This is a genomic window from Lentzea aerocolonigenes (genome assembly GCF_000974445.1).
GTDB lineage: Bacteria > Actinomycetota > Actinomycetes > Mycobacteriales > Pseudonocardiaceae > Lentzea > Lentzea aerocolonigenes.
Genome location: NZ_BBOJ01000022.1, coordinates 294,995 through 318,752 on the forward strand (window position 1 = coordinate 294,995; position 23,758 = coordinate 318,752).

At 68.7% G+C, this 23,758-nt stretch carries 25 protein-coding genes and 2 rRNA genes; 7 read left to right on the top strand and 20 right to left on the bottom strand.

The genetic code is table 11. The features are described from left to right. Positions 1–28 precede the first annotated feature (28 nt). The 3 genes from AOM45_RS37795 (at position 29) to AOM45_RS37805 (ending at position 2,835) form a co-directional block, all read left to right on the top strand. Positions 29–736: a hypothetical protein gene (locus tag AOM45_RS37795; protein ID WP_236703972.1), complete on the top strand. Its 708-nt coding sequence runs from the start codon at positions 29–31 to the stop codon at positions 734–736. Next, the gene (locus AOM45_RS37800; RefSeq protein ID WP_030470374.1) at positions 733–2,043 is read left to right on the top strand and encodes an ABC1 kinase family protein; all 1,311 of its coding nucleotides are present in this window, start codon (positions 733–735) and stop codon (positions 2,041–2,043) included. The genes AOM45_RS37795 and AOM45_RS37800 overlap by 4 nt, the downstream gene beginning before the upstream one ends. 249 nt (positions 2,044–2,292) lie before the next feature. Next, entirely contained in the window at positions 2,293–2,835 is a 543-nt protein-coding gene (locus AOM45_RS37805; RefSeq protein ID WP_030470373.1) for a hypothetical protein, read from the top strand. A 1,136-nt stretch (positions 2,836–3,971) separates the two neighbouring features. Here AOM45_RS37805 and AOM45_RS53185 read toward each other — a convergent pair. The 5 genes from AOM45_RS53185 to AOM45_RS37825 form a co-directional block, all read right to left on the bottom strand. After that, positions 3,972–4,115 (bottom strand): hypothetical protein, encoded by a 144-nt coding sequence (locus AOM45_RS53185; RefSeq protein ID WP_162185712.1) that lies wholly within the window; start codon positions 4,113–4,115, stop codon positions 3,972–3,974. A 23-nt stretch (positions 4,116–4,138) separates the two neighbouring features. Next, positions 4,139–4,960 carry a class I SAM-dependent methyltransferase gene (locus AOM45_RS37810; protein WP_174517953.1) on the bottom strand — a complete coding sequence of 274 codons (822 nt, stop codon included), beginning with the start codon at positions 4,958–4,960 and terminating at the stop codon, positions 4,139–4,141. Positions 4,961–5,297: 337 nt separating this feature from the next. Continuing rightward, entirely contained in the window at positions 5,298–5,618 is a 321-nt protein-coding gene (locus AOM45_RS37815; RefSeq protein WP_035911966.1) for a WhiB family transcriptional regulator, read from the bottom strand. A 98-nt stretch (positions 5,619–5,716) separates the two neighbouring features. Beyond that, complete coding sequence (locus tag AOM45_RS37820; protein WP_030470370.1) at positions 5,717–5,983, bottom strand: hypothetical protein; 267 nt, start codon at positions 5,981–5,983, stop codon at positions 5,717–5,719. A gap of 142 nt (positions 5,984–6,125) precedes the next feature. Continuing rightward, entirely contained in the window at positions 6,126–8,195 is a 2,070-nt protein-coding gene (locus tag AOM45_RS37825) for an ATP-dependent DNA helicase UvrD2 (protein ID WP_030470369.1), read from the bottom strand. Positions 8,196–8,279: 84 nt separating this feature from the next. On the opposite strand from AOM45_RS37825, the gene AOM45_RS37830 reads away from it, so the two are divergent. Beyond that, the gene (locus tag AOM45_RS37830) at positions 8,280–9,008 is read left to right on the top strand and encodes a DUF4191 domain-containing protein (protein ID WP_030470368.1); all 729 of its coding nucleotides are present in this window, start codon (positions 8,280–8,282) and stop codon (positions 9,006–9,008) included. Between the two features lie 87 nt (positions 9,009–9,095). Here AOM45_RS37830 and AOM45_RS37835 read toward each other — a convergent pair whose 3' ends face one another. Continuing rightward, positions 9,096–9,569 carry an RDD family protein gene (locus AOM45_RS37835; protein ID WP_030470367.1) on the bottom strand — a complete coding sequence of 158 codons (474 nt, stop codon included), beginning with the start codon at positions 9,567–9,569 and terminating at the stop codon, positions 9,096–9,098. Between the two features lie 169 nt (positions 9,570–9,738). Here AOM45_RS37835 and glnA point away from each other — a divergent pair, with 169 nt between their 5' ends. After that, complete coding sequence (glnA, locus tag AOM45_RS37840; RefSeq protein WP_030470366.1) at positions 9,739–11,163, top strand: type I glutamate--ammonia ligase; 1,425 nt, start codon at positions 9,739–9,741, stop codon at positions 11,161–11,163. A gap of 67 nt (positions 11,164–11,230) precedes the next feature. Here glnA and AOM45_RS37845 read toward each other — a convergent pair whose 3' ends face one another. The 4 genes from AOM45_RS37845 to AOM45_RS37855 form a co-directional block, all read right to left on the bottom strand. Next, the gene (locus AOM45_RS37845) at positions 11,231–11,491 is read right to left on the bottom strand and encodes a hypothetical protein (RefSeq protein ID WP_030470365.1); all 261 of its coding nucleotides are present in this window, start codon (positions 11,489–11,491) and stop codon (positions 11,231–11,233) included. A gap of 203 nt (positions 11,492–11,694) precedes the next feature. Next, entirely contained in the window at positions 11,695–12,192 is a 498-nt protein-coding gene (gene ybiA, locus AOM45_RS37850; protein WP_236703973.1) for a riboflavin biosynthesis intermediates N-glycosidase, read from the bottom strand. 10 nt (positions 12,193–12,202) lie between these two features. Further along, positions 12,203–12,373 (bottom strand): hypothetical protein, encoded by a 171-nt coding sequence (locus AOM45_RS51975; protein WP_169774273.1) that lies wholly within the window; start codon positions 12,371–12,373, stop codon positions 12,203–12,205. Between the two features lie 31 nt (positions 12,374–12,404). Further along, on the bottom strand, positions 12,405–12,944 hold the full coding sequence (locus tag AOM45_RS37855) for a hypothetical protein (protein ID WP_030470363.1): 540 nt from the start codon (positions 12,942–12,944) through the stop codon (positions 12,405–12,407). A 137-nt stretch (positions 12,945–13,081) separates the two neighbouring features. Between AOM45_RS37855 and AOM45_RS37860 the strand changes: the two genes are divergently transcribed. Beyond that, complete coding sequence (locus tag AOM45_RS37860) at positions 13,082–13,315, top strand: hypothetical protein (RefSeq protein ID WP_030470362.1); 234 nt, start codon at positions 13,082–13,084, stop codon at positions 13,313–13,315. A 64-nt stretch (positions 13,316–13,379) separates the two neighbouring features. Here the strand turns inward: AOM45_RS37860 and AOM45_RS37865 are convergent, their stop codons facing one another. The 6 genes from AOM45_RS37865 to AOM45_RS37890 form a co-directional block, all read right to left on the bottom strand. Next, a complete protein-coding gene (locus AOM45_RS37865) occupies positions 13,380–14,312 on the bottom strand; it encodes an NADP-dependent oxidoreductase (protein WP_030470361.1) in 933 nt (310 codons plus the stop codon). Next, the gene (locus tag AOM45_RS37870) at positions 14,309–17,209 is read right to left on the bottom strand and encodes a bifunctional [glutamine synthetase] adenylyltransferase/[glutamine synthetase]-adenylyl-L-tyrosine phosphorylase (RefSeq protein ID WP_030470360.1); all 2,901 of its coding nucleotides are present in this window, start codon (positions 17,207–17,209) and stop codon (positions 14,309–14,311) included. Before AOM45_RS37870 ends, AOM45_RS37865 begins: the two co-directional genes overlap by 4 nt. Positions 17,210–17,235: 26 nt before the next feature. Next, positions 17,236–17,421, bottom strand: coding sequence for a hypothetical protein (locus AOM45_RS37875; RefSeq protein WP_030470359.1), 186 nt, complete (start codon positions 17,419–17,421; stop codon positions 17,236–17,238). Continuing rightward, positions 17,418–18,551 carry an inorganic phosphate transporter gene (locus AOM45_RS37880; protein ID WP_030470358.1) on the bottom strand — a complete coding sequence of 378 codons (1,134 nt, stop codon included), beginning with the start codon at positions 18,549–18,551 and terminating at the stop codon, positions 17,418–17,420. Before AOM45_RS37880 ends, AOM45_RS37875 begins: the two co-directional genes overlap by 4 nt. 86 nt (positions 18,552–18,637) lie before the next feature. After that, positions 18,638–19,393 (bottom strand): type 1 glutamine amidotransferase, encoded by a 756-nt coding sequence (locus AOM45_RS37885; protein WP_030470357.1) that lies wholly within the window; start codon positions 19,391–19,393, stop codon positions 18,638–18,640. Between the two features lie 25 nt (positions 19,394–19,418). Further along, complete coding sequence (locus AOM45_RS37890) at positions 19,419–19,850, bottom strand: rhodanese-like domain-containing protein (RefSeq protein ID WP_030470356.1); 432 nt, start codon at positions 19,848–19,850, stop codon at positions 19,419–19,421. An 81-nt stretch (positions 19,851–19,931) separates the two neighbouring features. Here AOM45_RS37890 and AOM45_RS37895 point away from each other — a divergent pair, with 81 nt between their 5' ends. Continuing rightward, entirely contained in the window at positions 19,932–20,381 is a 450-nt protein-coding gene (locus tag AOM45_RS37895; RefSeq protein WP_030470355.1) for an Lrp/AsnC family transcriptional regulator, read from the top strand. Positions 20,382–20,792: 411 nt separating this feature from the next. On the opposite strand, the gene AOM45_RS37900 is transcribed toward AOM45_RS37895, so the two are convergent. The 4 genes from AOM45_RS37900 to AOM45_RS37915 form a co-directional block, all read right to left on the bottom strand. Next, complete coding sequence (locus AOM45_RS37900; protein ID WP_030470354.1) at positions 20,793–21,599, bottom strand: GNAT family N-acetyltransferase; 807 nt, start codon at positions 21,597–21,599, stop codon at positions 20,793–20,795. Between the two features lie 192 nt (positions 21,600–21,791). Next, a complete protein-coding gene (locus AOM45_RS37905; protein WP_030470353.1) occupies positions 21,792–22,619 on the bottom strand; it encodes a GNAT family N-acetyltransferase in 828 nt (275 codons plus the stop codon). 117 nt (positions 22,620–22,736) lie between these two features. Next, positions 22,737–22,853, bottom strand: a 5S ribosomal RNA gene (rrf, locus tag AOM45_RS37910). Between the two features lie 76 nt (positions 22,854–22,929). Next, positions 22,930–23,758 (bottom strand): 23S ribosomal RNA (locus tag AOM45_RS37915); the annotation flags it as partial.

The following is a 23,758-nucleotide window of genomic DNA, read 5'->3' on the forward strand; positions in this document are numbered from 1 at the left end:
GGTCGGCACGGACCCGAAGCACGCTGTGGTGATCGACTCGCTGCCCGAGGCGCTGGTCGACGAACTGATCATCCTCGACGGCCGCCACACCGTCGCCGAACTGGGTGAAAGACTCAAAGCACGTGGCGAGGACCCCACCCAGTTGAGTGATGTTCTCGCCGCACTCGAAGAAGCCGGTCTGCTCGACACCGGCTCCCCCGCGAAGGGCGCGTCGGTCGCCGTCCAGGGCGCCGGACACCTTGCACTTTCAATTACTTCGCTTCTAGCTGAATCGGGCGTTCGCCTGGCTCACCACGCCGATCTGGTGGTGCTGGCGGCCACGCTCGTCCCCGATCCGACCGTCGTGAGCGGGCTGATGGCGTCGCGGACGCCGCATCTGACCGTGCGCGTGCGTGAGGGCGTGGGCATCGTCGGACCGCTCGTCCTCCCCGGCCGCACGAGCTGCCTGAACTGCGCGGACCTGCACCGCACCGACCACGATCCCGCCTGGCCCGCCATCGCGGCCCAGCTCGTCGGCAAACCGGCCTCCACGGACGTGCTGTTCGCGACGGGAACGGCCGCGCTGGCGGTGGTGCAGATCCTGGAGTCGCTGATCTTCGTCCGGGGCCGCGACCTCGCCCCGCCGCCCGTGCTGAACGCCACTGTCGAACTCGACCTCGTCGCGGGTGTTGCTGAGAGACGAAGCTGGTATCCGCACCCTGACTGTCAGTGCTCCGCACATAACATGGCCGAGTGACCGAGATTCCGCGCAAGGCCGTGCAGCGCACCGCCAAGCTGGCGAGCCTCCCGCTCGGGGTGGCCGGCCGGGTGGTGGGCGGCTGGGGGAAGCGACTGACCGGACGCGCGGCCGACGAGGTCAACGCCGAGGTGACGGCCAAGACGGCGGAACAGGTCTTCGCGGTGCTCGGCCAGCTCAAGGGCGGCGCCATGAAGTTCGGCCAGGCGCTGAGCGTGTTCGAGGCTGCGGTCCCGGACGAGCTCGCGGCCCCGTACCGCGAGGCGCTGACGAAGCTGCAGACCGCGGCCCCGCCGATGCCCGCCCGCACCACGCACCGCGTGCTCGCCGAACAGCTCGGCTCGTCATGGGCGAAGCGCTTCCAGTCGTTCGACGACGAGCCGGCCGCGTCGGCGTCCATCGGCCAGGTGCACCGGGCCGTGTGGCACGACGGCCGCGACGTGGCGGTGAAGGTCCAGTACCCCGGCGCGGACGAGGCCCTGCGCGCGGACCTGAAGCAGCTGCTGCGGTTCTCGAGGCTGTTGCAGGCGATCATGCCCGGCACCGACGTGCGCCCCCTGCTGGAGGAGCTGCGCGACCGGTACCTGGAGGAGCTCGACTACCGCGACGAGGCGGCGAACCAGCGCACGTTCGCGAAGGCCTTCGAGAACGACCCGCGCGTGCTGGTCCCCCGTGTCGTCGCCTCGGCACCCAAGGTCATGGTGACCGAGTGGACCTCGGGCACGCCGTTGTCGCAGATCATCCGCGAGGGGTCCGTCGAAGAGCGAGACCTGGCCGGACAGCTGCTGGCCGAGTTCCACTTCTCGGCCCCGTCGCGCTCCGGCCTGCTGCACGCCGACCCGCATCCGGGCAACTTCATGCTGGGCGACGACGGCCTGCTGCGCGTGATCGACTTCGGCGCCGTGGCCCGCCTCCCCGACGGCCTGCCCAAGACGCTCGGTCTGATGACCAGGCTCGCGCTGGACGGCAGGTCGGCGGACCTGGTGGAGCTCCTGCGCACCGAGAACTTCATCCGCGAGGGCATGGTCCTGCACGGCGACGACGTGCTCGGCTACCTGGCCCCGTTCGTGGAGCCGCTGCGCACCGAGTCGTTCCACTTCACCCGCCGCTGGCTGCAGTCGCAGGCGGAACGGGTGGGCGACCTGCGCAGCCCGGACTCGCAGACGGGCAGGTCGTTGAACCTTCCGCCGCAGTACCTGCTGATCCACCGCGTGACGCTGGGCGCGACGGGCATCCTCTGCCAGCTCGACGCCCACGTGACGGCACGCGACATCGTCGCGCGCTGGCAGCCGGGGTTCGACGACTAGAGCCCGTGCCGAAGTCTGGTTCGACGAGAGTCGGGCTTGAGGTGGTTCCTGGTGGTGCAGCCGAGCGACCCGCACACCGGTGTGGCACACGGGCCGCTCGGCCGTGCCGCCGGCGGCCGCCTCAGGCCCGGCTGTCGCGGACTGGTCTTCAACACAGGCCCTAACTCGTCCGAGTGAACATTGCTCGAGTTGTCCACAGGTTGGTGCTGAGCCCCATTTGCTGGCTCGCCAGTAGGCCACGATGACCCCATGGCAACCATCACAACCACCGCTGACCTGCGTAAATCCGGTGTCTCCTCGCGGGAGATCCTGCGCCACTGCACTCCGGCCGGACAGTGGCAACAGCTGCTGCCCGGCGTTGTTCTGCAGAAGCCATCACCCCCGACCCGGCTGGACCGGCTTCGCGCGGTGCTGTCCTACGCGGGCCCTTCCGCGGTCATCACGGGCGCGGACGCACTGACGCGGCAAGGCGCCACGCTTCCACTCCCCCGGCACATCCACGTGCTGGCGGGCAGCAACGCGCGAAGAGCCCATCCGTCGATCCTGCTGGAACGCACGACCCGGCCACCGGGCGTGGTGTCGCGCGACGGACTTCGGCTGGCTCTTCCGGCTCGGGCCGCACTGGACATGGCCCGCCGCGAGACGAACCCGCGAGCGGTCGTGGAGATCCTCGACGCGGTGGTACAGGCTCGGCTGTGTTCACCGGGTGATCTTCGCGAGGAGCTGCGGCGGAGCTGCCGACGCGGAACGGCGCTGGTCAGGCAGGCCTTACGCCACCTGTTTCCGGTTTGACCGGCGGAGGGCCGACCGGGCTGTGCCGCCTCGGTCCACCGACGCTTCCGACGGTGAGCCGAGCACATCCGACCTGCAGGGCTGTGCCGACTCAGTCAACCGGCGCTTCCGACCGTGAGCCGAGCACATCCGGACCTGCCGGGCTGTCCCGACTCAGTCAACCGGCACTTCCGACGGAGAGCCGAGCACATCCGGACCTGCCGGGCTGTCCCGACTCAGTCAACCGGCACTTCCGACGGAGAGCCGAGCACATCCGGACCTGCCGGGCTGTCCCGACTCAGTCAACCGGCACTTCCGACGGAGAGCCGAGCACATCCGGACCTGCCGGGCTGTCCCGACTCAGTCAACCGGCACTTCCGACGGAGAGCCGAGCGCATCCGACCTGCCAGGCATGAGGCGCGACGTGCATCTGCCCACCTCTGCCGAACACCGGCCCGAGCAGCGCGCCAACACACTCACCCGTCCGACAGAACGCCGTGGCGGACATCGACTTCAAGCACTCACGAACGCTTCCCGACGAGGAACCGACCCGCGCCGGGCAACGACTTCGACCATCCACCGACGCCTTCCGACGAACTGGCCGCCCAGACCTACCCACGCCGCGAAGGCCGCGCCGTGCGACCAACACCGCCGACCGACCATCTCGCCCGAGCAGCACACCAACGCCATCAAACGCCGAAAGGACACCTGAGCGCCAACCCCGGCCCGTGGTCCCAGCCGGCCACCGATCCCGGACCTGGGTTCGACCCGGCCGCCAACCCTGGCCCTGGAACTCGAACCGGCCGGCAACCCCGAACCTGAGTCCCGCCCGGCCGCCAACCCCGAACCTCGGTTCCGCTCGGCTCCGACCTCTGACCTGGGCCCACCTGGCCCCCGACCCCGGACCTGGGTCCCGCCCGTCCCCCGACCCCGAACCTGGGTCCCCCGCCACCAACTCCAGCCCGTGATCCCACCCAGCCACCAACCCTGGACCTGGATCCCCCGGCCACCAACCCCAACCCGTGATCCCACCCGGCCACCAACCCCGGACCTGGGTCCCACCCGACCCCGACCCCGACCCCGGACCTGGATCCCACCCGACCACCAACGCTGCCCACACGAGGTCGACCGTCCACACCGGACCCAACCCCCGCGAATCAGCGCCAGTACTCGTCCGGCAACTTCCCTTCGATGTCCCGCACGTGCGTCTTCGCGCAGACGTGACACAACCACCGAACCGACCCACCGATCCGCTCCGACGACCAGGCCAGGAACTCCAGGTCAGAAACGGAGGTGCGCAACCGCCCACATCTGTGGCACGCGGTCACCGGCGCCGTCCCAGGTGGACGGTGTCCGTCTCCAGCAGGAACACGTCCTCACGTGCGCCGACGTACTCCGAGTCGGAGGGGTTCAGCAGCCGGCGCAGCGCGTCGCGGTCGGCGGCGTGCAGGCGTGACGAGGTGACCTCGGCCAGCCAGGTCAGGCGGTCCACCGCCCACTCGCGCACGAAGTGCTTGGCCGGGGCCGGGTGATCGACGACGAAGCTGAAGGCGCTGATCTCGCCCAGGCCCGCGTCGGCCAGCGCGACGTTCCAGCCGACGGGTAGCCGGACCGCGCCGGTCATGCCCTCGCGCATCGACACGAACCACTCGGCGCGGGCCGCGGCCAGGCGGTCGGCCAGGCCCGGTTCGCCGACGCCCAGGTCCCAGGGCAGGAAGCGAGTTTCGAGGCCTCCCTCGGCCAGGGCCAGCCAGCCGCCCGGAGCCAGGGCGGAGACCAGGCGGCGGACGCCGCGCAGCTGGTCAGGGAGGTGGTGGATCACCCGCGAGCCCCAGATGAGCTCGACCGGGCCGGCGAACGACAGCGGGTCTTCGGTGGCGAGGTCTGCCAGGACGGGCTTCACCGACACGGCGCCGTCTGCTTCGGCGCGCGCGGCGGTGCAGGCTGCGTCCAGGAGTTCGGGGGTGGCGTCCACCAGGACGAGGACGCCTCCGCCGTGTTCGCGCAGGGCTGAGACCAGGGGCACGCTCATGGAGCCCGCGCCGCAGCCGACGTCCATGACCACCGGCGAGTCGGGGAGAGGTGCGACGAGTCTCCGTGCGACCTGAGACAACGCCTCTTCTTGCAGGGCGCCGTAGCGCCTCATTCCGCTCAGTCGAGCGGACCAGTCGATTCCGTCGTGGGTGTGGTGCGGCACAAAGGGAACGGTACGGAGGAACGGCCGAGGCCGCCATCCACCTTCTCGTGGATGACGGCCTCAGCTCGAGACTGTCAGAGGTCGAAGCGAGCCGCTCTGCGTCCCGCCCATCGCGACAACCTGCGCCAACGTTGCGCTGACGCGAGGCGGTTCGCCAGGCGTTGCTCTTCAGCGAACCTCTGGGCTTCTTGTATTCGTATTCGCACGAATTCTTCGTTCAGAGACATGGGTGTCAGGCCCTCGTTCAGGTAGGCGGGCAGTGCGCTGTGGTTGATCTGCACGGTGTTCACGCCGCCGACTCCGTCCTGCTGGCCGGAACAACTGCCGCGTCCTTGCGCGGACGGCCACGCGGCCGCTTCCGCGCGATGACGACACCGCGCTCGAAGATCTCTCCACCCCAGACGCCCCACGGCTCGTGACGGGCGAGCGCGCCGGCGAGGCACTCCGCCAGCACCGGGCAGGTCCCGCAGAAGGACTTCGCCTTCTCGAGGTCGGCCGGCGCGTCAGCGAACCAGAGGTCGGGGTTGTGGGTGCGGCAGGGGATGTCGAGCCCCTCCGCGAGGTCCGGAAGTGTCTCGCCGGTGAGCGGGACAGTCGCGGTCAACATCTGGGTTTTCTCCTTGTGTGGGGTACTGCAAAAACACGAAAGCCGCGGACTCTGTGCGAGTCCGCGGCTTTCGTGAGCCTGGTGGTCCTTCGACCCCCTTATGGGGTCGGCAGGAGCCTTCTCACTTGATGCGCGGACGGCGCATTCGTGTAGTTGTCATCGACGACCGGCAGCACGATCGGCTGCTCGCTGGTCAGTTCGGTGCCGCGCAGTGCGATCCCGCGCAGGGCGGTGCCGCGCTCACGACCCAGCAGTGCCACTGGCTTGTGGGCAGACTTGTGCCACATGGCCTGAGCGGCTGCGGACGTGCAGAGGCCCTCGGTCAACGGGAGGCCGAGCGCGCGCGAAGTCGTGAAGAGCTTCACAACGGCCACCTCCTCCAAGAGAGCTCTGCTGTAGAGAGCTAGTAGTAGTTCTTCTTCCCCAGACGGGTCCTCCGGACCCGGCATGAGCAGGTTATGACCCCGTCCCACGGGCTCGCAACCTATTTAACGAAACTTGTCCCGATCAGGTGGCGGAGTACCCGACACCGGCCCGGACCAGGCCCAACACGTCGTCGCCGAACTTATCAAGCTTCGACGCGCCGATGCCCGAGATCGCCACGAGTCCGGCCGAATCCGTGGGTCGCTGCTCCGCGATCGCCATCAGGGTCGCGTCGGTGAAGACCACGTACGCGGGCACCTTGAGCTCCCGCGCCCGCGCCGCACGCCACTGACGGAGCGACTCGAGCAGTTCCTCGTCCACATCGGACGGGCAGGACCTGCAACGACCGAGCTTCACGGCCTGCGCCTCGACCAGAGTCGCCGCGCAGACCCGGCAGGTCGGTTTTTCCTTCTTCATCAGAGGTGGCCGCTGAGCGCCCGCAGATACCCGTGCGGCGGGGTGGTTCTCGGGCACGAGGCTGTACAGGAACCTCGACCGGCGGCGGTACTTGCGCCCACCGGCCGCGCGCGACAACGCCCACGACAGCCAGAGGTGCTCACGCGCGCGCGTGACACCTACATACAGAAGGCGGCGTTCTTCTTCGACCTTCGCCTCGTCACCGTCGGCGTACTGGATCGGCATCGTGCCCTCGACGAGTCCGACGAGGAACACGGCGTCCCACTCCAGACCCTTCGACGCGTGCAGCGAGGCGAGCGTGACTCCCTCGACGGTCGGCGGGTGCTGTGCCTCGGCCCGCACGTCCAGCTCCGCGCAGAACCGCGGCAGGTCGGCGTCCGGCACCGCGGCGGCGAACTCCTCGGCGAGCTCGACCAGCGCGAGCAACGACTCCCAGCGCTCACGGGCCGAGCCGCCGGTCGGCGGTTCGTCGGTCAGCCCGACCCGGCCCAGCACCGCGCGGACGACCTCGGGCAGGCTCCCGTCGCGTTCGCCCGCAGAGCGCAGCGCGATCATCGCCTGGCGCACCTCGGCGCGCTCGAAGAACCGTTCGCCACCGCGCACGAGGTACGGGATGCCGAGCGACGCGAGCGCCTGCTCGTACGCCTCGGACTGCGCGTTGACCCGGTAGAGGATCGCGATCTCCGACGCCGCCACGCCCTCGTCGAGCAGTGTCTTGATCCGCCCGGCGACGGCGTCCGCCTCGGCCGGTTCGTCGTCGAACTCGTGGAACCGCGGCATCGGCCCGTCCGGCCGCTGTCCGATCAGCTGCAGCCGCGACCCGGCAGGACGGCCGCGTGCCCACTTGATGACGTCGTTGGCCAGCCCAACGACCTGGGGCGTCGACCGGTAGTCGCGCTCGAGCCGCACGACGACGGCCTCGGGGAACCGCCGCGCGAAGTTGAGCAGCGGCTGCGGCGAGGCGCCGGCGAACGAGTAGATGGTCTGGTTCGCGTCGCCGACCACGGTCAGGTCGTCGCGGCCGCCGAGCCACGCGTCGAGCACGCGCTGCTGCAACGGCGTCACGTCCTGGTACTCGTCGACGACGAAGCAGCGGTAGCGGTCGCGGAACTCCTGCGCGACCTCCGCGTTGTCCTCCAGCGCCCCCGCCGTGTAGAGCAGCAGGTCGTCGAAGTCGAGCAGCTGCGCCTCGTTCTTGAGCTGCTCGTAGGTCGTGTAGAGCTTCATGATCTGCTCGGCGGGCGCCGGGATGTCCCGCGCGGCGCGGGCGGCGGCAACCGGGTAGTCCTCCGGCGTCAGCAGCGACGCCTTCGCCCACTCGATCTCGCTGGTCAGGTCGCGCAGCGCGTCGGCTTCGGTCGGCAGGCCCAGCCGGGACGCGGCACGGGCGACGACGCGGATCTTCTGGTCGACGAGCTCCCACCGCGGGCCGCCGATGACGCGTGGCCAGAAGTAGCGCAACTGACGTGAGGCGGCGGCGTGGAACGTCACGGCCTGTGCGCCGTGCACGTCCAGAGAACGCAGACGGGTGCGCATCTCCCCTGCGGCGCGTTTGGTGAACGTGACCGCGAGGACCTGCGACGGGGCGACGTGACCGCGTTGGCACAGGTAGGCGATGCGGTGCGTGATGGTGCGCGTTTTTCCGGTACCGGCGCCCGCGAGCACGCACACCGGGCCGCGCGGCGCTTCGACCGCTGCGCGCTGTTCCGGATCAAGACCCTCCAGCAACGCCTCCATGCCCGGCAGTCTCGCAGACGGACGATCCGCGCTCATTGTTGAGACCGCTGTGTCCAATTTTTCCGGGCACGTATCCTGATGGGTATGGCTGGTAAGCAGGACAAGGCGGCTGCCAAGGAAGCGGCGAAGGCTCGTCGCGCGGCATCACGCGAACGGCGCAAGCAGATCTTCGAGGCGTTCAAGATGCAACGCCGCGAGGACAAGGCGCTGATCCCGCTGATGCTGGGGGCTGTCCTCGGCGTCACGGCGATTGCCGTGGTCCTCGGCCTGATCTTCAACGCGGTCTGGATGTTCGTGCCGCTGGGCGTCGCGATCGGCGCGCTGCTGGCCGTGATCATCTTCGGCCGCCGCGTGCAGAGCAACGTCTTCCGCAAGGCCGACGGCCAGCCGGGCGCGGGCGCGTGGGCGCTCGAGAACCTGCGCGGCCGCTGGCGTGTCACCCCCGCCGTCGCGGGCACCACGCAGCTCGACGCCGTGCACCGCGTGCTCGGCCGTCCCGGTGTCGTCCTGGTCGCCGAGGGTGCGCCGCAGCGGGTCAAGCCGCTCCTCGCCCAGGAGAAGAAGCGCATCTCGCGTGTCGTCGGCGAGACCCCGATCTACGACTTCATCATCGGCACCGGCGAGGGCCAGGTCCCGCTGAAGAAGCTCCAGTCGACGCTGATGAAGCTGCCGCGCAACATCACGGCCGCCCAGGTCGACGCGCTCGAGACCCGTCTCGCGGCGCTCGCCAGCCGCGGCGCCGCGCTGCCCAAGGGCCCGATGCCGCAAGGCGCCAAGATGCGCAACGTCCAGCGCACGCTGCGCCGCCGCTGACCTCAGGTCGTCGTCCCTGACCAGCTCCCACCACGTGGAAGGGCCCGCCGCACAACTCGTGCGGCGGGCCCTTTCGCGTGCTCGGGACTACCTGACCTTGATGACGACCGTGCCCGCGGCCTTGTCGTGCAGGCACCGCCCGTCCGAGTCCCAGACCAGCGCCGGGATGAGCGGGAAGATGAGGATCGTGCGCAGCAGCGCGCGGGGCAGGTGCACGAAGGCCTTGCCGTCGATGCGCGCCACCCGCAGGCCGAACAGCGCGTGCCCCGGCGTGAACCCGAAGAACGCGACCGCGACCACGGTGATGACGAACCAGGCCAGCAGGCTCCAGTTCTTCGGCAGCTCAGGCCGCGTGAACACCGCGGCGACACCGGCCGCGAGGACGAAGTCGGTCAGGATGGCGAACGTGCGCCTCCCGATCGAGGCGATGGAGCCCGGCCCCTTCTCCGGGAAGCCGTGACGCTCACCACGCCAGCGCTGTTGAGTGCCGTCGTTCGAGTCCTCACCCGGAGACAGCACCGATTGGGGTCCTGACAGCCACGAACCGGTCCACCTGCTCACTCCACCAGAGTAAGCCTGTGAACATCGGGTGAGGACCGGCAGGTCGTCTTGCCGCCTCGGACCGCCCCGTTAACACTGGCGAAACATCCGAGTGACGGACGGGCAACACCGCCGACATACGGTCGCTCGCGATGACCAGCCGTTGTCCATAGTCAAGGAGTCGACGAGGGTGTTCAAAAATTCCGACGAGGTGCTGAAGTTCATCTCCGACGAGGGCGTCAAGTTCGTCGACGTGCGGTTCAGCGACCTGCCCGGCGTGATGCAGCACTTCACGCTGCCGGCCAAGGCGTTCGACGCCGACGCGATCGAAGAGGGTCTCGCCTTCGACGGCTCCTCCGTGCGCGGCTTCCAGTCCATCCACGAGTCGGACATGCTGCTGCTGCCCGACCTCTACACCGCGCGTCTCGACCCGTTCCGCATCGAGAAGACGCTGATCGTCAACTTCTTCGTGCACGACCCGTTCACGCGTGAGGCGTACAGCCGCGACCCGCGCAACATCGCGCGCAAGGCCGAGCAGTACATCACCGACTCGGGCATCGCCGACACCGCGTACTTCGGTGCCGAGGCCGAGTTCTACATCTTCGACTCGATCCAGTTCGACACCACGGCGAACGGGTCGTTCCACAAGATCGACTCCGAGTCCGGCTGGTGGAACACGGGCCGTGACGAAGAGGGCGGCAACCTCGGCTACAAGGTCAAGTACAAGGGCGGCTACTTCCCCGTCACGCCGACCGACCACTACGCGGACCTCCGCGACCAGATGGTCCTCAACATGGAGGCGAACGGCTTCGCGGTCGAGCGCGCCCACCACGAGGTCGGCACCGCGGGCCAGGCGGAGATCAACTACCGCTTCAACACGCTGCTGCACGCCGCCGACGACCTGATGCTGTTCAAGTACATCATCAAGAACACCGCGTGGCAGGCCGGCAAGACCGTCACCTTCATGCCGAAGCCGCTGTTCGGCGACAACGGCTCGGGCATGCACACGCACCAGTCGCTGTGGAAGGACGGCGCGCCGCTGTTCCACGACGAGAGCGGCTACGCGGGCCTGTCCGACACCGCCCGCCACTACATCGGCGGCATCCTGCACCACGCGCCGTCGCTGCTGGCCTTCACCAACCCGACGGTGAACTCCTACCACCGCCTGGTCCCCGGCTACGAGGCCCCGGTCTCGCTGGTCTACTCCCAGCGCAACCGCTCGGCGTGTGTCCGCATCCCGATCACGGGCAACAACCCGAAGGCCAAGCGCATCGAGTTCCGCTGCCCCGACTCCTCGGGCAACCCGTACCTCGCCTTCTCGGCGATGGTCATGGCGGGCCTCGACGGCGTGAAGAACAAGATCGAGCCGCCGGCCCCGATCGACAAGGACCTCTACGAGCTCCCGCCCGAGGAGGCCCGCGACGTCAAGCAGGTCCCCGCGACGCTCGACGCCGTGCTGGACAACCTGGAGGCCGACCACGAGTTCCTGCTCGAGGGCGGCGTGTTCACCCCGGACGTGATCGACACCTGGATCTCGTACAAGCGTGAGCAGGAAATCGACCCGCTGCGTCTGCGCCCGAACCCCTACGAGTTCGCGCTGTACTACGACGTGTGATCGACTGAGCTCTACCGGAAGGCCCGGCGGGATCCCCCGCCGGGCCTTCCGGCTTTCCGAACGGCGATCAGGCGCTGAACAACGTCACGCTGCACGACAGCCCACGCGCGCCCGTGTGCACCCGCACGTTGGAGACCACGACGTCGGCCTCACCACCGGTCGGCAGTTTGATCCGGGCCTCACCGCCGTCGAGAGTCTCCGCGGCCGTTCCCGCGCCGGAGAGCTGCCAGACGCCGTCGGCCACCGTCTCGATCAGGTCCACGCGATCCAGCTCGACCGCACTGCCGTCCGCGTACACGAGCCGGGCCGGTCCTGAGTAGCTGAACATGCTCTGACACACGAGTGGGGCGGGCGCGGGGTTCAGAACTCTTGCTATCTCGCTCCCGACGACGAGAGCGCGCCTGACCGTCCTTTCGCGGGTGGTGCAGGGCGTCGCGGAGCTGGCCTCCGCCGCTCTCGAGTCGGCCGGGACGCTTCACCTGTACTGCTGGCAGTGGTGACGCACTCCCGCAGTCCGCAATGGACAGACCGTCACGCGGACAGCCGCGTGCGGACCTCCATCAGCGCCTCCCCGAGCAGGTTCAGCCCCAACCAGGTCGACGGGTCGGCAGCCCGCGGGTCGGACGCCACCAAACCGATGCCCCACACGCGGTCCTGCGGGCTGGCCTCGACCAGGATCCGCGAACCCGTTCCCAGCAAGTAGGAACGCAGCGCGGGATCCTGCCCGAACTTCGCCAGGTTGCCGTCGACCACGATCTCCAGCCGCGCCGAAACCCACTCGGCGTCGGAGAAACCCGAGACCTGACGGCCCAAAGCCTTGGCCTCGGCGGGAGTGCGCGCGGCCAGCACCCGTTCGGCGACCGAGGTGTCGTCGAACAGCAAGGCCTTGCGCCACATCATGTAGTGCTCGGCCGACGAGAACTGTTGCCCGTCAACGACGAAGGAGCACGGCCACCACTGCGACAGGCATCCCTTGCCGATGCTGCCGTCACGTTCGGGCTGATGGCCCCAGAAGAACAGGTACTTCACGCACGACAGGCTAGGTGACCTGGTCGCGTGAGTCCTCGTCGTTTTCGTCCGGCGCCGGCATCTCGGGTTCGCGCCACGCCTCCGACCGGGTCGGGCCGTTGGCGCGCAGCTCGTTCTCGAGCTCCTTCTTCAGGTGGTCGTCCGCCACGAAGCCGTGTTGATCACTTCCGCGTTGTGCCATGCAGGAGGCGTACCCGTTCGGCGGGGCTCAATCACTTCGGCAGCGGGATCCCGGTGACCGTGATCGCGGCGCCCGTCGGGGCGAACTGGCCGGAGATCGAGTTGAACGTCAGCGTGAGCGAGTTCACACCCGCGCCGACCTTCTCGTCGAGCACCACGGTGCCCGAGGCGGTGGTGCCCTGGGTGACGAGGCCGTCCCACTTGCTGCTCGATGCCGCGTAAGTGCGCTTCAGATCGTCCAGGACGGCGATGCCGTTCACGGGGAGGGTCATTCTGGCCTGGGAGGCGTTCGTGGCCGTCACGAAGAGCTTCACACGGCCGTTCGCGGCTTCCACGCGTGTCACTTCGATGGTGAGCATGCCGCGCTGCTGCTTGAACGAGCCCGTCTGCACCTTCACGTCGGCGGAAGGCTCGGTGGTTTCCAGTGCGCCGTCAGGGGTTTGGACGCCGTTCGACGTAGTCGTCGTCGACGTCGTGTTGGGCTGAGCGGCGGAGTTCTCGCCGCTGAGTGCAAACTGGATCACACCCAGTGACGCGAGCACACCGACAGCAACGCCCGCAATGGCGATCACGGTCTTACCTCGGCGCGTGACCCGACGATGCTGCATGACTTCCTCTGTTCGACCCCCGTGACAAACAACAGCTCCCCCGCTGAGCGCAGCTAGTCTCATCTCGATCGGGTGAAACGTCAATGCGCTAGGGTCCGCCCGTGTCTCAAGATGTCGCCGAATTCACGGCTCCGCAGCTGCTCACCACCCACATCGTCGACTCGGCAGCCGAGGCGCTCGAAGCGGTTCAGGCCGCTGACGTGCTCGACCTCGGGGTCCGCGTCTACAACCGTCTCGTTCCCGACGCCGACGACGCCGAGTCGTTGGAGGAGGAGTGGGTGGTCGAGGTTTACACCAGCGCTCCCGCTGTCGACCCCGACCAGGACGAGGACTGAGCAGCCCAGAAGTGGGGGCACCCCACCAGGAGTGCCCCCAAACCTGAAGCAATACATGAATCTTTCAGACTGTTAGTACGACTTTTCCGCGCACGTGCCCGCCTTCGAGCAGTTTGTGCGCTTTCACCGCGTCGGCCAACGGAAACGTCTGCTGCACCTCGACGCGCAACTTCCCGGCCGCGACCAGGTCGACGAGCCACTGGGTCTGCTCGGCGTTCGGCCGGGCCCAGGTGTTGATCACACCGTGCTCCAGCGCCCGCGGCCCGTCCACAATGGACGTCATCCGCTCCCGGTCGCGCACCAGCTGCAACGACTGGTCGAACGCGAGTCCGCCGACGTTGTCGATCACCACGTCGACCCTGCCGTCGCCACCGGCCAGCTCCGCCACCGCGTCGACCAGCGCGTCGCCGTAGGCCACCGGTTCGGCGCCCAGCGACCGCACGAAGTCGTGGTTGCGCGGCGACGCGGTGCCCAGCACCCGCGCGGCACCGAGCTCGAGCGCGATCTGCACCTGGAGATGTCCCACACCGCCGGCGGCGGCGTGCACGAGCACGACGTCACCGGCGCCGGTGCCGACGGCCTTCAACGCCTGCAACGCCGTCAGCCCGGCGAGCGGCAGCGCGGCCGCGGTCACGAAGTCCACGGTGGACGGTTTGCGCGCGATCATCCTGTCCGGCACCGAGATCAGCTCGGCGTAGGCGCCGAACTGGACGTGGTCCTTGCGCGCGTAGGCGAGCACCTCGTCGCCCGGTTTCCAGTCCTGCACGCCGATGCCGACGGCGCGCACCACGCCGGCCACGTCCCAGCCGGGGATCAACGGCGTGTGGTGCGGCATCAGGCCCCGCAGGTACCCGGCTCTGATCTTGAAGTCCACCGGGTTGATCCCGGCCGCGCGGACCTCCACCAGGACCTGGTCGGGCCCCAGCAGCGGATCGGGCAGCTCCTGCAACGACATGACCTCGGCGTCGCCGAACTCGGTAAGCGCGATCGCTTTCACAGTCCCTCACCGTAGAAGACCCGCTCCGCCACCGCACGCGCACGACGGGTGGTGCGCCGGTACTCCTCGAGGAACTCGCCGGGATCACCGCCGGGCGGGTACCCCATGACCGAGGCGACGGCGACGAGGTCGCGCCCGGACGTCGGCAGCTGGTCCGACGCCTTGCCCCGCACCAGCGTCACGGCGTTGCGGGCGTGCGTCGCGAGGTTCCACGCCGCGGTCAGCGCGGCGGCGTCGTCAGCGGCGAGCAGCCCTGCCTCAACGGCGGCGGCCATCGCGGCCATTGTGGACGGTGTGCGCAGGTCAGGCACAGCACCGGCGTGCTGGAGCTGCAACAGCTGCACGGTCCACTCCACGTCCGCGAGCCCGCCGCGGCCGAGCTTGGTGTGCGTGCTCGGGTCGGCTCCGCGCGGCAGCCGTTCCGCGTCGACCCGCGCCTTGATCCGCCTGATCTCCCGCACGGACGCCGCGTCCAGCCCGGCAGCCGGATAGCGCAACGGATCGATCAACGCCTTGAACTCCGCGCCCAACGAGTCGTCCCCGGCGATGAAACGCGCCCGCAGCAGCGCCTGCTTCTCCCAGATCTCCGCCCACTGCCGGTAGTAGGCGCGGTACGACTCCAGGGTCCGCACGAGCGGGCCCTGCCTTCCCTCCGGCCGCAGGTCCGCGTCCACCTGCAGCGGCGGGTCCTGCGACGGCGCGCCGAGCAGCCGCCGGATCTTCTCCACGACACCGCTCGCCCACTTCACCGCCTCGGCGTCGGACACGCCGTCGAACGGCCGGCACACGAACAGCACGTCCGCGTCGGAGCCGTAGCCGAGCTCGTGCCCGCCGAGCCGTCCCATGCCGATCACGGCCAGCGCGGCGACCGGCTCCCCGGCCGCGCGCACAGCCGCGTCCAAAGCGCTCTGGAGCACCGCGCCCCACACCTCGGACAGCGACACGCACACCGTCTCGAGCGGCATGAACCCCAGCAGGTCCGCCGCGGCGATGCGCAACATCTCGTGGCGCCGCAACGACCGTGCGGCGGCGACCGCGCGCGTCAGGTCGTCGTACCGGGCGACCGCGCTGCGCAGCGGGTTGCCGACCGCGTGCGGATCACGCCCGACCAGCGCCTCGGTGTCCGCGAGCAGCCGCAGCACCTCCGGCGCCCGCACCAGCAGGTCCGGCACGAAGCGGGAGGTGCCGAGCAGCACCGCGAGCCGTTCGACGACAGCGCCCTCGTCCCGCAGCAGCCGCAGGTACCAGGGGGTTTCGGCGAGCGCCTCGGACACCTTCCGGTACGCGAGCAGCCCACCGTCCGCATCGGGTGTGCCGGCGAACAGGTCCAGCAGCACCGGCAGCAGTGCGCCCTGGATGCGCGCACGCCGGGACACGCCGTGGGTCAACGCCTGGATGTGCCGCAACGCGCCCTCGGGCGAGGTGTAGCCGAGGGCCGCGAGCCTCGCCACGGCCTCCTTGGTGGTGAGCCGCAACGCCTCGGTCGGTACACCCGCAACGGACTGCAGCAGCGGCCGGTAGAACAGCTTTTCGTGCAGCCGCCGGACCTGGTTGGCGTGCTTGCGGAACTCCGCGAGCAGCACCTGCCCCTCCGACTTCCGCCCATCGGCGTGCAGACCGACCGACCGCGCGAGCCAGCGCAACGCCGTGACGTCGTCGTCTGCGGGGAAGAGGTGCGTGCGCAGTAAACGCTGCAACTGGAGCCGGTGCTCCAACGTGCGCAGGAACCGGTACGAACGCCCGAAGTCCGCCGCGTCGTTGCGTCCGACGTACCCGCCACGGCCCAACGCGGCCAATGCGGCCGTCGTCGCCTGGATGCGCAGCTCCTCGTCCGAACGGCCGTGCACGAGCTGCAGCAGCTGCACCGCGAACTCGACGTCCCGCAGGCCACCGCGGCCGAGCTTCAGCTCCCGGTCGGCGAGCCCTGACGGCACGTGGTCCTCGACGCGCCGACGCATCGCCTGCACGTCCTCGACGAAGTTCTCGCGCTCGGCCGCCGTCCACACGTACGGCCGCACGACGTCGAGGTACGCCTGCCCGAGCTCGGCGTCGCCCGCGACCGGCCGTGCCTTCAGCAGCGCCTGGAACTCCCAGGTCCGCGCCCACTTCTGGTAGTAGGAGGCGTGCCCGTCGAGCGTGCGGACCAGCGCTCCCGCCTTGCCCTCCGGCCGCAGCGCCGCGTCGACCTCGAAGCACGACTGGCCCGCGATCTGCATCATCGTGCTGGCCAGCCGGGTCGCCACGCCCAGGTCGCCCTCGGCGACGAACACGACGTCGACGTCGCTCACGTAGTTCAGCTCGTTCGCGCCGCACTTGCCCATCGCGATCACCGCGAGCCGGCAGCGGTCGGCACCGTTGACCCGCTTCGCCGCGAGGGTCAGCGACGCGCGCAACGCAGACACAGCGAGATCGGACAGCTGCGCCGCCACCGTGTCGTACGGGACGAACGGCAGAATGGGCTCGACGACGTGCGCAAGGTCGTTGGCGGCAACGAGCAGCAGCTTCGCCCGGTACTCGGTGCGCAGCACGGCGCCGTCCGGCAGCTCCAGCGACACGTCGACGTCTTCGGTGAGCGAACGCCACCGGTCCGGGTTCACGACGAGGAAGTCCGCCAGCGCGGTCGACGACCCCAGCACGGCGAGCAGCCGCCCTCGCACCACCTCGTCCTGGTGCAGCGCGACCGACAGGGCGTCCCACTCGGTGACCGCTTGGAGCCGCTCCAATCCGCGCAGCGCGAGATCGGGGTCCGGTGCGCGGGAGAGGGCGGCCAGCACCGGCTCGGAGCCGTCCGCGGGACGGCGGTCAGCCCACAGGCCGAGGCCGCGCAGCACTTCCTCGCTGCGCGGCTCGGTGAGTCCGAATCTTGCTGGTGACGCGTGGCGGACTGGTTCGCTCATCAGGAGCCAACCTAGTCCTCACAGCCCTAGAAGACGATCAGAGAGAGCCCGTAGAGCACGACCGCGACGCAACCGGCGAAGCTCGCGTACGCGGGAACCTTCTTGTCGCTCGACAACGCGCGGATGCCGAGCACGAACAGCGTCACCACGAGCAACGTGGTCAGCATCGTGGCGCCGAAGACCTGCAGCAGCGCTTCCCACTTGATCGTCATGCCGCCACCTTGTGCAGCTCGGCCTGGGCGGCGACCTCGTCGACGATGTGTTCGGGCTTCACCGGCTCACGCCGCGCGAGGATCCAGATGCCGATCGACACCGCGGCGCCGATCACGGCGACACCGATGACGCCGGTGGTGCCGCTGGACGCCCACTTGCCGGCGGTCGCGCCGACGATGCCTGCGGCGGGGAGCGTGAACAGCCAGCCGGCGGCCATCTTGCCCATCGTGCCCCACCTGACGCCGTGCCGGTCGCGGCCGAGGCCGGAACCCATGATGCCGCCGGACGCGACGTGCGTGGTGGACAGCGCGAAGCCGAGGTGCGACGACGCGAGGATCGCCGTGGCGGTCGAGGTCTGCGCCGCGAAGCCCTGCGCGGGCTCGATGGTCGTCAGGCCGCGGCCCAGGGTGTGCGTGATGCGCCAGCCGCCGAGGTACGTGCCGAGCGCGATCGCGAGACCGGCGCTGACGATCACCCAGGTGGGCGGCGCCGAACCGGGGGCGAGCGAGCCGGACGTGATCAGCGCCAGCGTGATGATGCCCATGGTCTTCTGCGCGTCGTTCGTGCCGTGCGCGAGCGAGACCAGCGAGGCGGACGCGACCTGGCCGACCTTGAACCCGGTGTGCGAGACGCGCGGGTCGGCGGCCTTCTTGAGCCGGTAGACGACGATCGTGGCCATCGCCGCGACCAGGCCGGCGATCAGCGGCGCCGCGATGGCGGGCACCAGGACCTTGTCGACCACCTTGGCGAAGTGGATGGCGTCCACTCCGGACGACACCCAGGCCGCACCGATCAGGCCGCCGAACAGCGCGTGCGACGAGCTCGACGGCAGGCCGACGTACCAGGTGACGAGGTTCCACATGATCGCGCCGACCAGCCCGCCGAAGATGACGGCCGGCGTGATCTGGGCGTCGTCGACGATCCCGCCGGAGATGGTCTTGGCCACCTCGACCGACAGGAACGCGCCGACGAGGTTGAGGACCGCCGACAGGGCGACCGCCGTCCGGGGCTTCAGAGCACCGGTGGCGATGGAGGTGGCCATGGCGTTGGCCGTGTCGTGGAACCCGTTGGTGAAGTCGAAGATGAGAGCAGTGACGACAACGATGATCACTACAAGTGCGGGATCCACACTGATCCTCCGGCTGGATCGAACAAGGTGTCCGACAGGTGACGGTACCGGGTACTCAGGATGCCCTATAACTTACGAAAGTAGTGTCACACCAACGGAAGTTGTGTGCCCAAACACCCCGCGGGCGACAGTTCCCCCCGCACCATCTTGGCGAAGCGGGCCACGAACGGCTGCCAGACCTCCGCGAGGTCCCGATGGGCCTCGGCGAGGAAGTCCTGGTCGAAGTGCTGCGGGCGCGCGCACGCCGCCGAGACAGGGTCCTTGGCCGCCCAGTTCAAGACGATTTCCGGGGTCGTCTCGATGTGGAACTGCAACCCGTAAGCGCACGCCCCCACCCGAAACGCCTGATTCGGATATTTCGGTGAGGCAGCCAGGTGCTCGGCGCCGGGCGGCAACAGGTGAACCTCGTCCGAGTGGAACTGCAGGACGTCGGGCGTGAACGGCAGGTCGGCGAACAGCGGGTCGTTCGCCGACGAGTCCCGCTTCGCCACCAGCAGCACGCCGACCTCCGGCCCTTGTGGACCCTTGCGCACCTGACCTCCGGTGGCGACGGCGAGCAGCTGCGCGCCGAGGCAGATCGCGAGCGTGGGCAGCTTCCGCGCCACCGCGTTCGACAGCAGCCGGCGGGCGTCGGCGAGCCACGGGTGCTCGGTGTCGTCGAGCGCCCCCATCTCACCGCCGAGGCAGATGACGCCGTCGTAGCCGTCGAGGCTCTCCGGCGCGGGCTCGTCCTTCAGCGACACGAGGTGCAGCTCGATGCCCTCGGCCTCCAGCCAGTCGCCGAGCTCGGCCAGAGGGTCTGACTGCGAGGGCTGCAGGACGAGCAAACGCGGTGCGGTCACACATGTGAGCCTATGTCGGGTTGACTCAGCAATGACACGCGACCTTAGAAACACCGGCGCCGATGAGCTGATCCGACTCGACCGGATAGCCCGCCTCCTGCCAGGCGGTGATACCCCCGGCGAGCCGCTTCACCTTGTAGCCCCGTTGCGCGAGCGCGAGAGCCCCTTTGGTCGCCGCGTTGCACTGGAAGCTCTCGCAGTAGCAGATGTAGACGAGCTCGGGGTCGAGGTCGAGCTGCTCCGGCAGGTCGCGGTAGGGCAGGTTGATCGCGCCGGGGATGCGGGCCTTCGCGAACGCCTCGGGACTCCTCGTCTCCACCAGGACGTAGCCGGACGTGTCGCCGTCCAGCATGTCCCGGTGAACGTCGTCGGGGTCGGCCTCCAGCGCGAGCTCGGCGGCGAAGAAGATAACGGCCGCGGTCGGGTCGGCGGCGGGGAAGCGCAGTGCGTTGGTCATGTCCTTGATCCTGCTTGGACGGTCCTGGATGAGGACATGCGGAAGTCCAGGTGTTCGGCCCGTTCTCCTTATGATTTCCAGGTGGAACTCGACGCCGTGGACTGGAAGATCCTGGACCTCCTGCAGCAGGACGGGCGGATGTCCTACACCGCGCTGGGCCGCGTCGTGTCGCTGTCGGCCCCGGCCGTGACCGAACGCGTGCGCCGCCTGGAAGCCCTGGGCGTGATCACGGGCTTCGTCGCCGTGGTCTCCCCGGCCAGGCTGGGCCTGCCGATCGAGTCGATCGTGCGGGTGCGGGTCCGCTCGCTGGACACGCCCCGGTTCCGCTCCCACGTGCTGGCGCTGCCGCAGATCCGGGACGCCGACCACGTGACAGGAGATGACTGCTGGCTGCTGCGCGTGGTGTGCCGGTCGATGGTCGAGCTCGAGGAACTGGTCGAGGTGATGCAGCGGTACGGCGACACCACGACGTCGCTGGTGTTCTCGTCTCATGTGCGCAACCGGCCGGTGGAGGCTGCGCTGTTCGACTAGGGCGTGGGGGCCTGGTCTGACACTGAGGTCGGAAGTGAGCGGTGAGCGCGGTGTCGGGAGTGGCGGTGGTCTGGGCAGGGTGTCGGGGTGGCGGTTACGGCGACTGCGGATTGGGCCTGGTGGCGCCGCGCCGCTTGGCCTGGTGGCGCTACGTCGCTTTGGGTCTGGTGGCACAACGTCGCTTGGGGCCTGGTGGCGCCACGCCGCTTGGGGCCTGGTAGCACCACGTTGCTTTGGGCCTAGAGGCGCCATCTCCTTCGGGCCTGGTGGCACTTCCTCACCCACACGAGTGATTGATGTCCGGATTCACGCCTGGAGGCGCCTTGTACGTGTCCGGAAATCATGGTCATCTACCTCCGCGAGAGAAGGAAGCGCGCGATGGGAGCCCCCAGACGTCGCCGCAGACCTGCCTCACCACCTGTACTCCGACCAGTCCGAGACCGGCACGAACCCGATGCCTTGGTACACGGAGTTCGCCGTCGGGTCCTTCAGGTCCGCGGTCAGCACGACCTGGTCGGCCCCGGCCCGGTGCGCCCACCGGCTGACGGCCGCCGTCGCCGCGGCCGCGTAGCCGTGCCGGCGGTGCTCAGGCGGCGTGTAGACCGGGCCGACCCGCGAGACTCCAGCAACCGGTTCGGTGGTGCCCGCCCAGGAGACCGGTGTGCCGTCGACGACCCAGAGGACGTGGCCCGCCGGCATGTTCCGGCTGCCGCGCATCACCTTTTCCGCCTCGTCCCGGGCGAGGCCGTCGAGCTCCGCGGCGAACTGCAGCCACCACTCGGTGATGAGGTCGTCGTCCTCGGCGGCGGCGAGACGGGACTCGCCTGGCACGTCTGGGACCACGAGGTCGCCCAGCCGGTAGAGACGTAGGCGGTACATCTCCTGGCCGCCGTCGCGCCAGAGGGATCGGAACGCCTCCACGCGGTCCAGGGGTCCGGTGACTGCGTCGATCTCCTGGCCGCGCAGGGCGTTCGCCACGGCCTGCGCGGCGGTGGGTGGCATGGCCGCCACGTGAAGCGGGCGGTCCTGCATGCGGGTCACCGCGCCTACCAGGGAGCCCTTGTCGTGCAACGAGATCAGGGCCGCGGGCTGCCTGATGCCGCGCCGAGCCGAGTCCACGGTGGTCAGGTGCACGCTGTGGTTCACGGGGTCGGCGTTGAGGAAGTCGCCGGCCACCGCCAGGAAGTCCTCGAGGTCGTTGTGGGTCAGTGCTTCCACCAGGCCTCCGCCCAGTTGTCGAGGTCGTCATGGGTCAGCACCTCCACGAGGCCTCCGCCCAGTTGTCGAGGTGGCCGTGGGTCAGCGCTACCACCAGATCTCCGACCAGCTGTCGAGGTCGTCGCGAGTCACTGCCTCCACCACTGCTCCGCCCAGTCGTCTACTCCGGCCAGTCGTCAAGGTGAGCGTGAGTCAGGGCTTCCACCAGAACTCCGCCCAGTCGTCGAGTGGTTGGTAGCCGATGCGTTGGTAGATCGAGTTCGAGATCGGGTTGGTCAGGTCGGCGAAGAGGAGGACGTTGGTGGCGCCCTGGTCGAGGGCCCACTGGCTGACCATTGCGCTGACTGCGGCGCCGTAGCCGTGTCTGCGGTGCTCGGGTGGGGTGTAGACCGGGCCGACTCTGGTCATGCCCGCGTGGGGGAGGCTGGCTGCGGCCCAGGCCACGGGCACGCCGTCGTGTTCCCAGAGCGCGTGGCCGTTGCCCAGGCGCAGGGAGCTTCGCATGAGCTCGACTTCCTGTTCTGGGGGTGCCTCTGGCACGGCTTCGGCCGTGAAGGCTTTGCGCCAGGCGCCGAGGAGCTCCACGTCGGCCTCGGTGGCCATGCGGCCGGCGCCTTCGATGGTGGGTGGGGCCAGGGTGCCCAGGCGGTACAGCCTGGTGGCCAGGGATTCGGTGAAGTTCTTGCCCGTTGCTGTGGCGAACGCCTCTGACCTCTGTCGCGGACCGGTCACGCCTGGGGCGTCCGGGTCGATCTCGCTTGCGATTCGTGCCGCCAGGGCTGCCGCGGTCAGGGGGAGGTCGGCGGCTTGGAAGGGCCAGGGCGGGGTGCGGACCAGGGAGCCGACTACTTCGCCGTTTTCGTGGAACGTGATGAGGATCGGCGGGGTGTCGGTGGCCGGCAGGCGGCGGATGCGGTCCAGGGAGGTGAGCGCGATGGTGTTGCGCACCGGATCGGCTGCGAGCCGATCGTGCGTGGCGGCGTCGAACGATTCCAGGGTGCTGTGCACGACCGCGTCCATGGGTCCATCAGACCAGGGTGGGCAAGCGAAAATCTGAAGTGGTGCGGCCGCTGGCACGCAAAAGACCCCGGAGGGGAGCACCGAAGTGCTCGACCCTCAGGGGTCTTCTGAAAGATTGTCCGGCGGCGACCTACTCTCCCACACCGTAACCAGTGCAGTACCATCGGCGCAGAAGGGCTTAACTACCGGGTTCGGAATGGGACCGGGTGTTTCCCCAACGCTATAACCACCGAAACTCTGTGGAGTTGTACCTGCGGCGATCGGTGCCGCTCGGTTCTTCCAGAACCGCACAGTGGATGCGTAGCGTCTTTGTAACAAGTCCTCGGCCTATTAGTACCAGTCAGCTCCAACCGTTACCGGTCTTCCACCTCTGGCCTATCAACCCAGTGGTCTAGCTGGGGGCCTTAACTCACGAAGAGTGGGATACCTCATCTTGGAACGAGCTTCCCGCTTAGATGCCTTCAGCGGTTATCCCTTCCGAACGTAGCCAACCAGCAATGCTCTTGGCAGAACAACTGGCACACCAGCGGTCCGTCCGTCCCGGTCCTCTCGTACTAGGGACAGCCTTCCTCAAGTATCCTACGCGCGCGGCGGATAGGGACCGAACTGTCTCACGACGTTCTAAACCCAGCTCGCGTACCGCTTTAATGGGCGAACAGCCCAACCCTTGGGACCTACTCCAGCCCCAGGATGCGACGAGCCGACATCGAGGTGCCAAACCATGCCGTCGATATGGACTCTTGGGCAAGATCAGCCTGTTATCCCCGGGGTACCTTTTATCCGTTGAGCGACCACGCTTCCACAAGCCATGGCCGGATCACTAGTTCCGACTTTCGTCCCTGCTCGACCCGTCAGTCTCACAGTCAAGCTCCCTTGTGCACTTGCACTCAACACCTGATTGCCAACCAGGCTGAGGGAACCTTTGAGCGCCTCCGTTACTCTTTGGGAGGCAACCGCCCCAGTTAAACTACCCACCAGGCACTGTCCCTGATCCGGATCACGGACCGAGGTTAGACATCCAATACGACCAGAGTGGTATTTCAACGATGACTCCACCAGCACTGGCGTGCCAGCTTCACAGTCTCCCACCTATCCTACACAAGCCGAATCGAACACCAATACCAAGCTATAGTAAAGGT

Bases quoted from the DNA above. Each gene is read 5' to 3' on its own strand.
- AOM45_RS51975 (WP_169774273.1), bottom strand. From the start codon at position 12,373: ATGGCACAACGCGGAAGTGATCAACACGGCTTCGTGGCGGACGACCAC.
- AOM45_RS37830 (WP_030470368.1), top strand. From the start codon at position 8,280: ATGGCTGGTAAGCAGGACAAGGCGGCTGCCAAGGAAGCGGCGAAGGCT.
- AOM45_RS37815 (WP_035911966.1), bottom strand. From the start codon at position 5,618: ATGTTGACCGCGACTGTCCCGCTCACCGGCGAGACACTTCCGGACCTC.
- AOM45_RS37825 (WP_030470369.1), bottom strand. From the start codon at position 8,195: ATGGAGGCGTTGCTGGAGGGTCTTGATCCGGAACAGCGCGCAGCGGTC.
- AOM45_RS37810 (WP_174517953.1), bottom strand. From the start codon at position 4,960: ATGAGGCGCTACGGCGCCCTGCAAGAAGAGGCGTTGTCTCAGGTCGCA.
- AOM45_RS37845 (WP_030470365.1), bottom strand. From the start codon at position 11,491: ATGTTCAGCTACTCAGGACCGGCCCGGCTCGTGTACGCGGACGGCAGT.
- AOM45_RS37805 (WP_030470373.1), top strand. From the start codon at position 2,293: ATGGCAACCATCACAACCACCGCTGACCTGCGTAAATCCGGTGTCTCC.
- AOM45_RS37875 (WP_030470359.1), bottom strand. From the start codon at position 17,421: ATGACGATCAAGTGGGAAGCGCTGCTGCAGGTCTTCGGCGCCACGATG.
- AOM45_RS37870 (WP_030470360.1), bottom strand. From the start codon at position 17,209: ATGAGCGAACCAGTCCGCCACGCGTCACCAGCAAGATTCGGACTCACC.
- AOM45_RS37890 (WP_030470356.1), bottom strand. From the start codon at position 19,850: ATGACCAACGCACTGCGCTTCCCCGCCGCCGACCCGACCGCGGCCGTT.
- AOM45_RS37905 (WP_030470353.1), bottom strand. From the start codon at position 22,619: ATGGACGCGGTCGTGCACAGCACCCTGGAATCGTTCGACGCCGCCACG.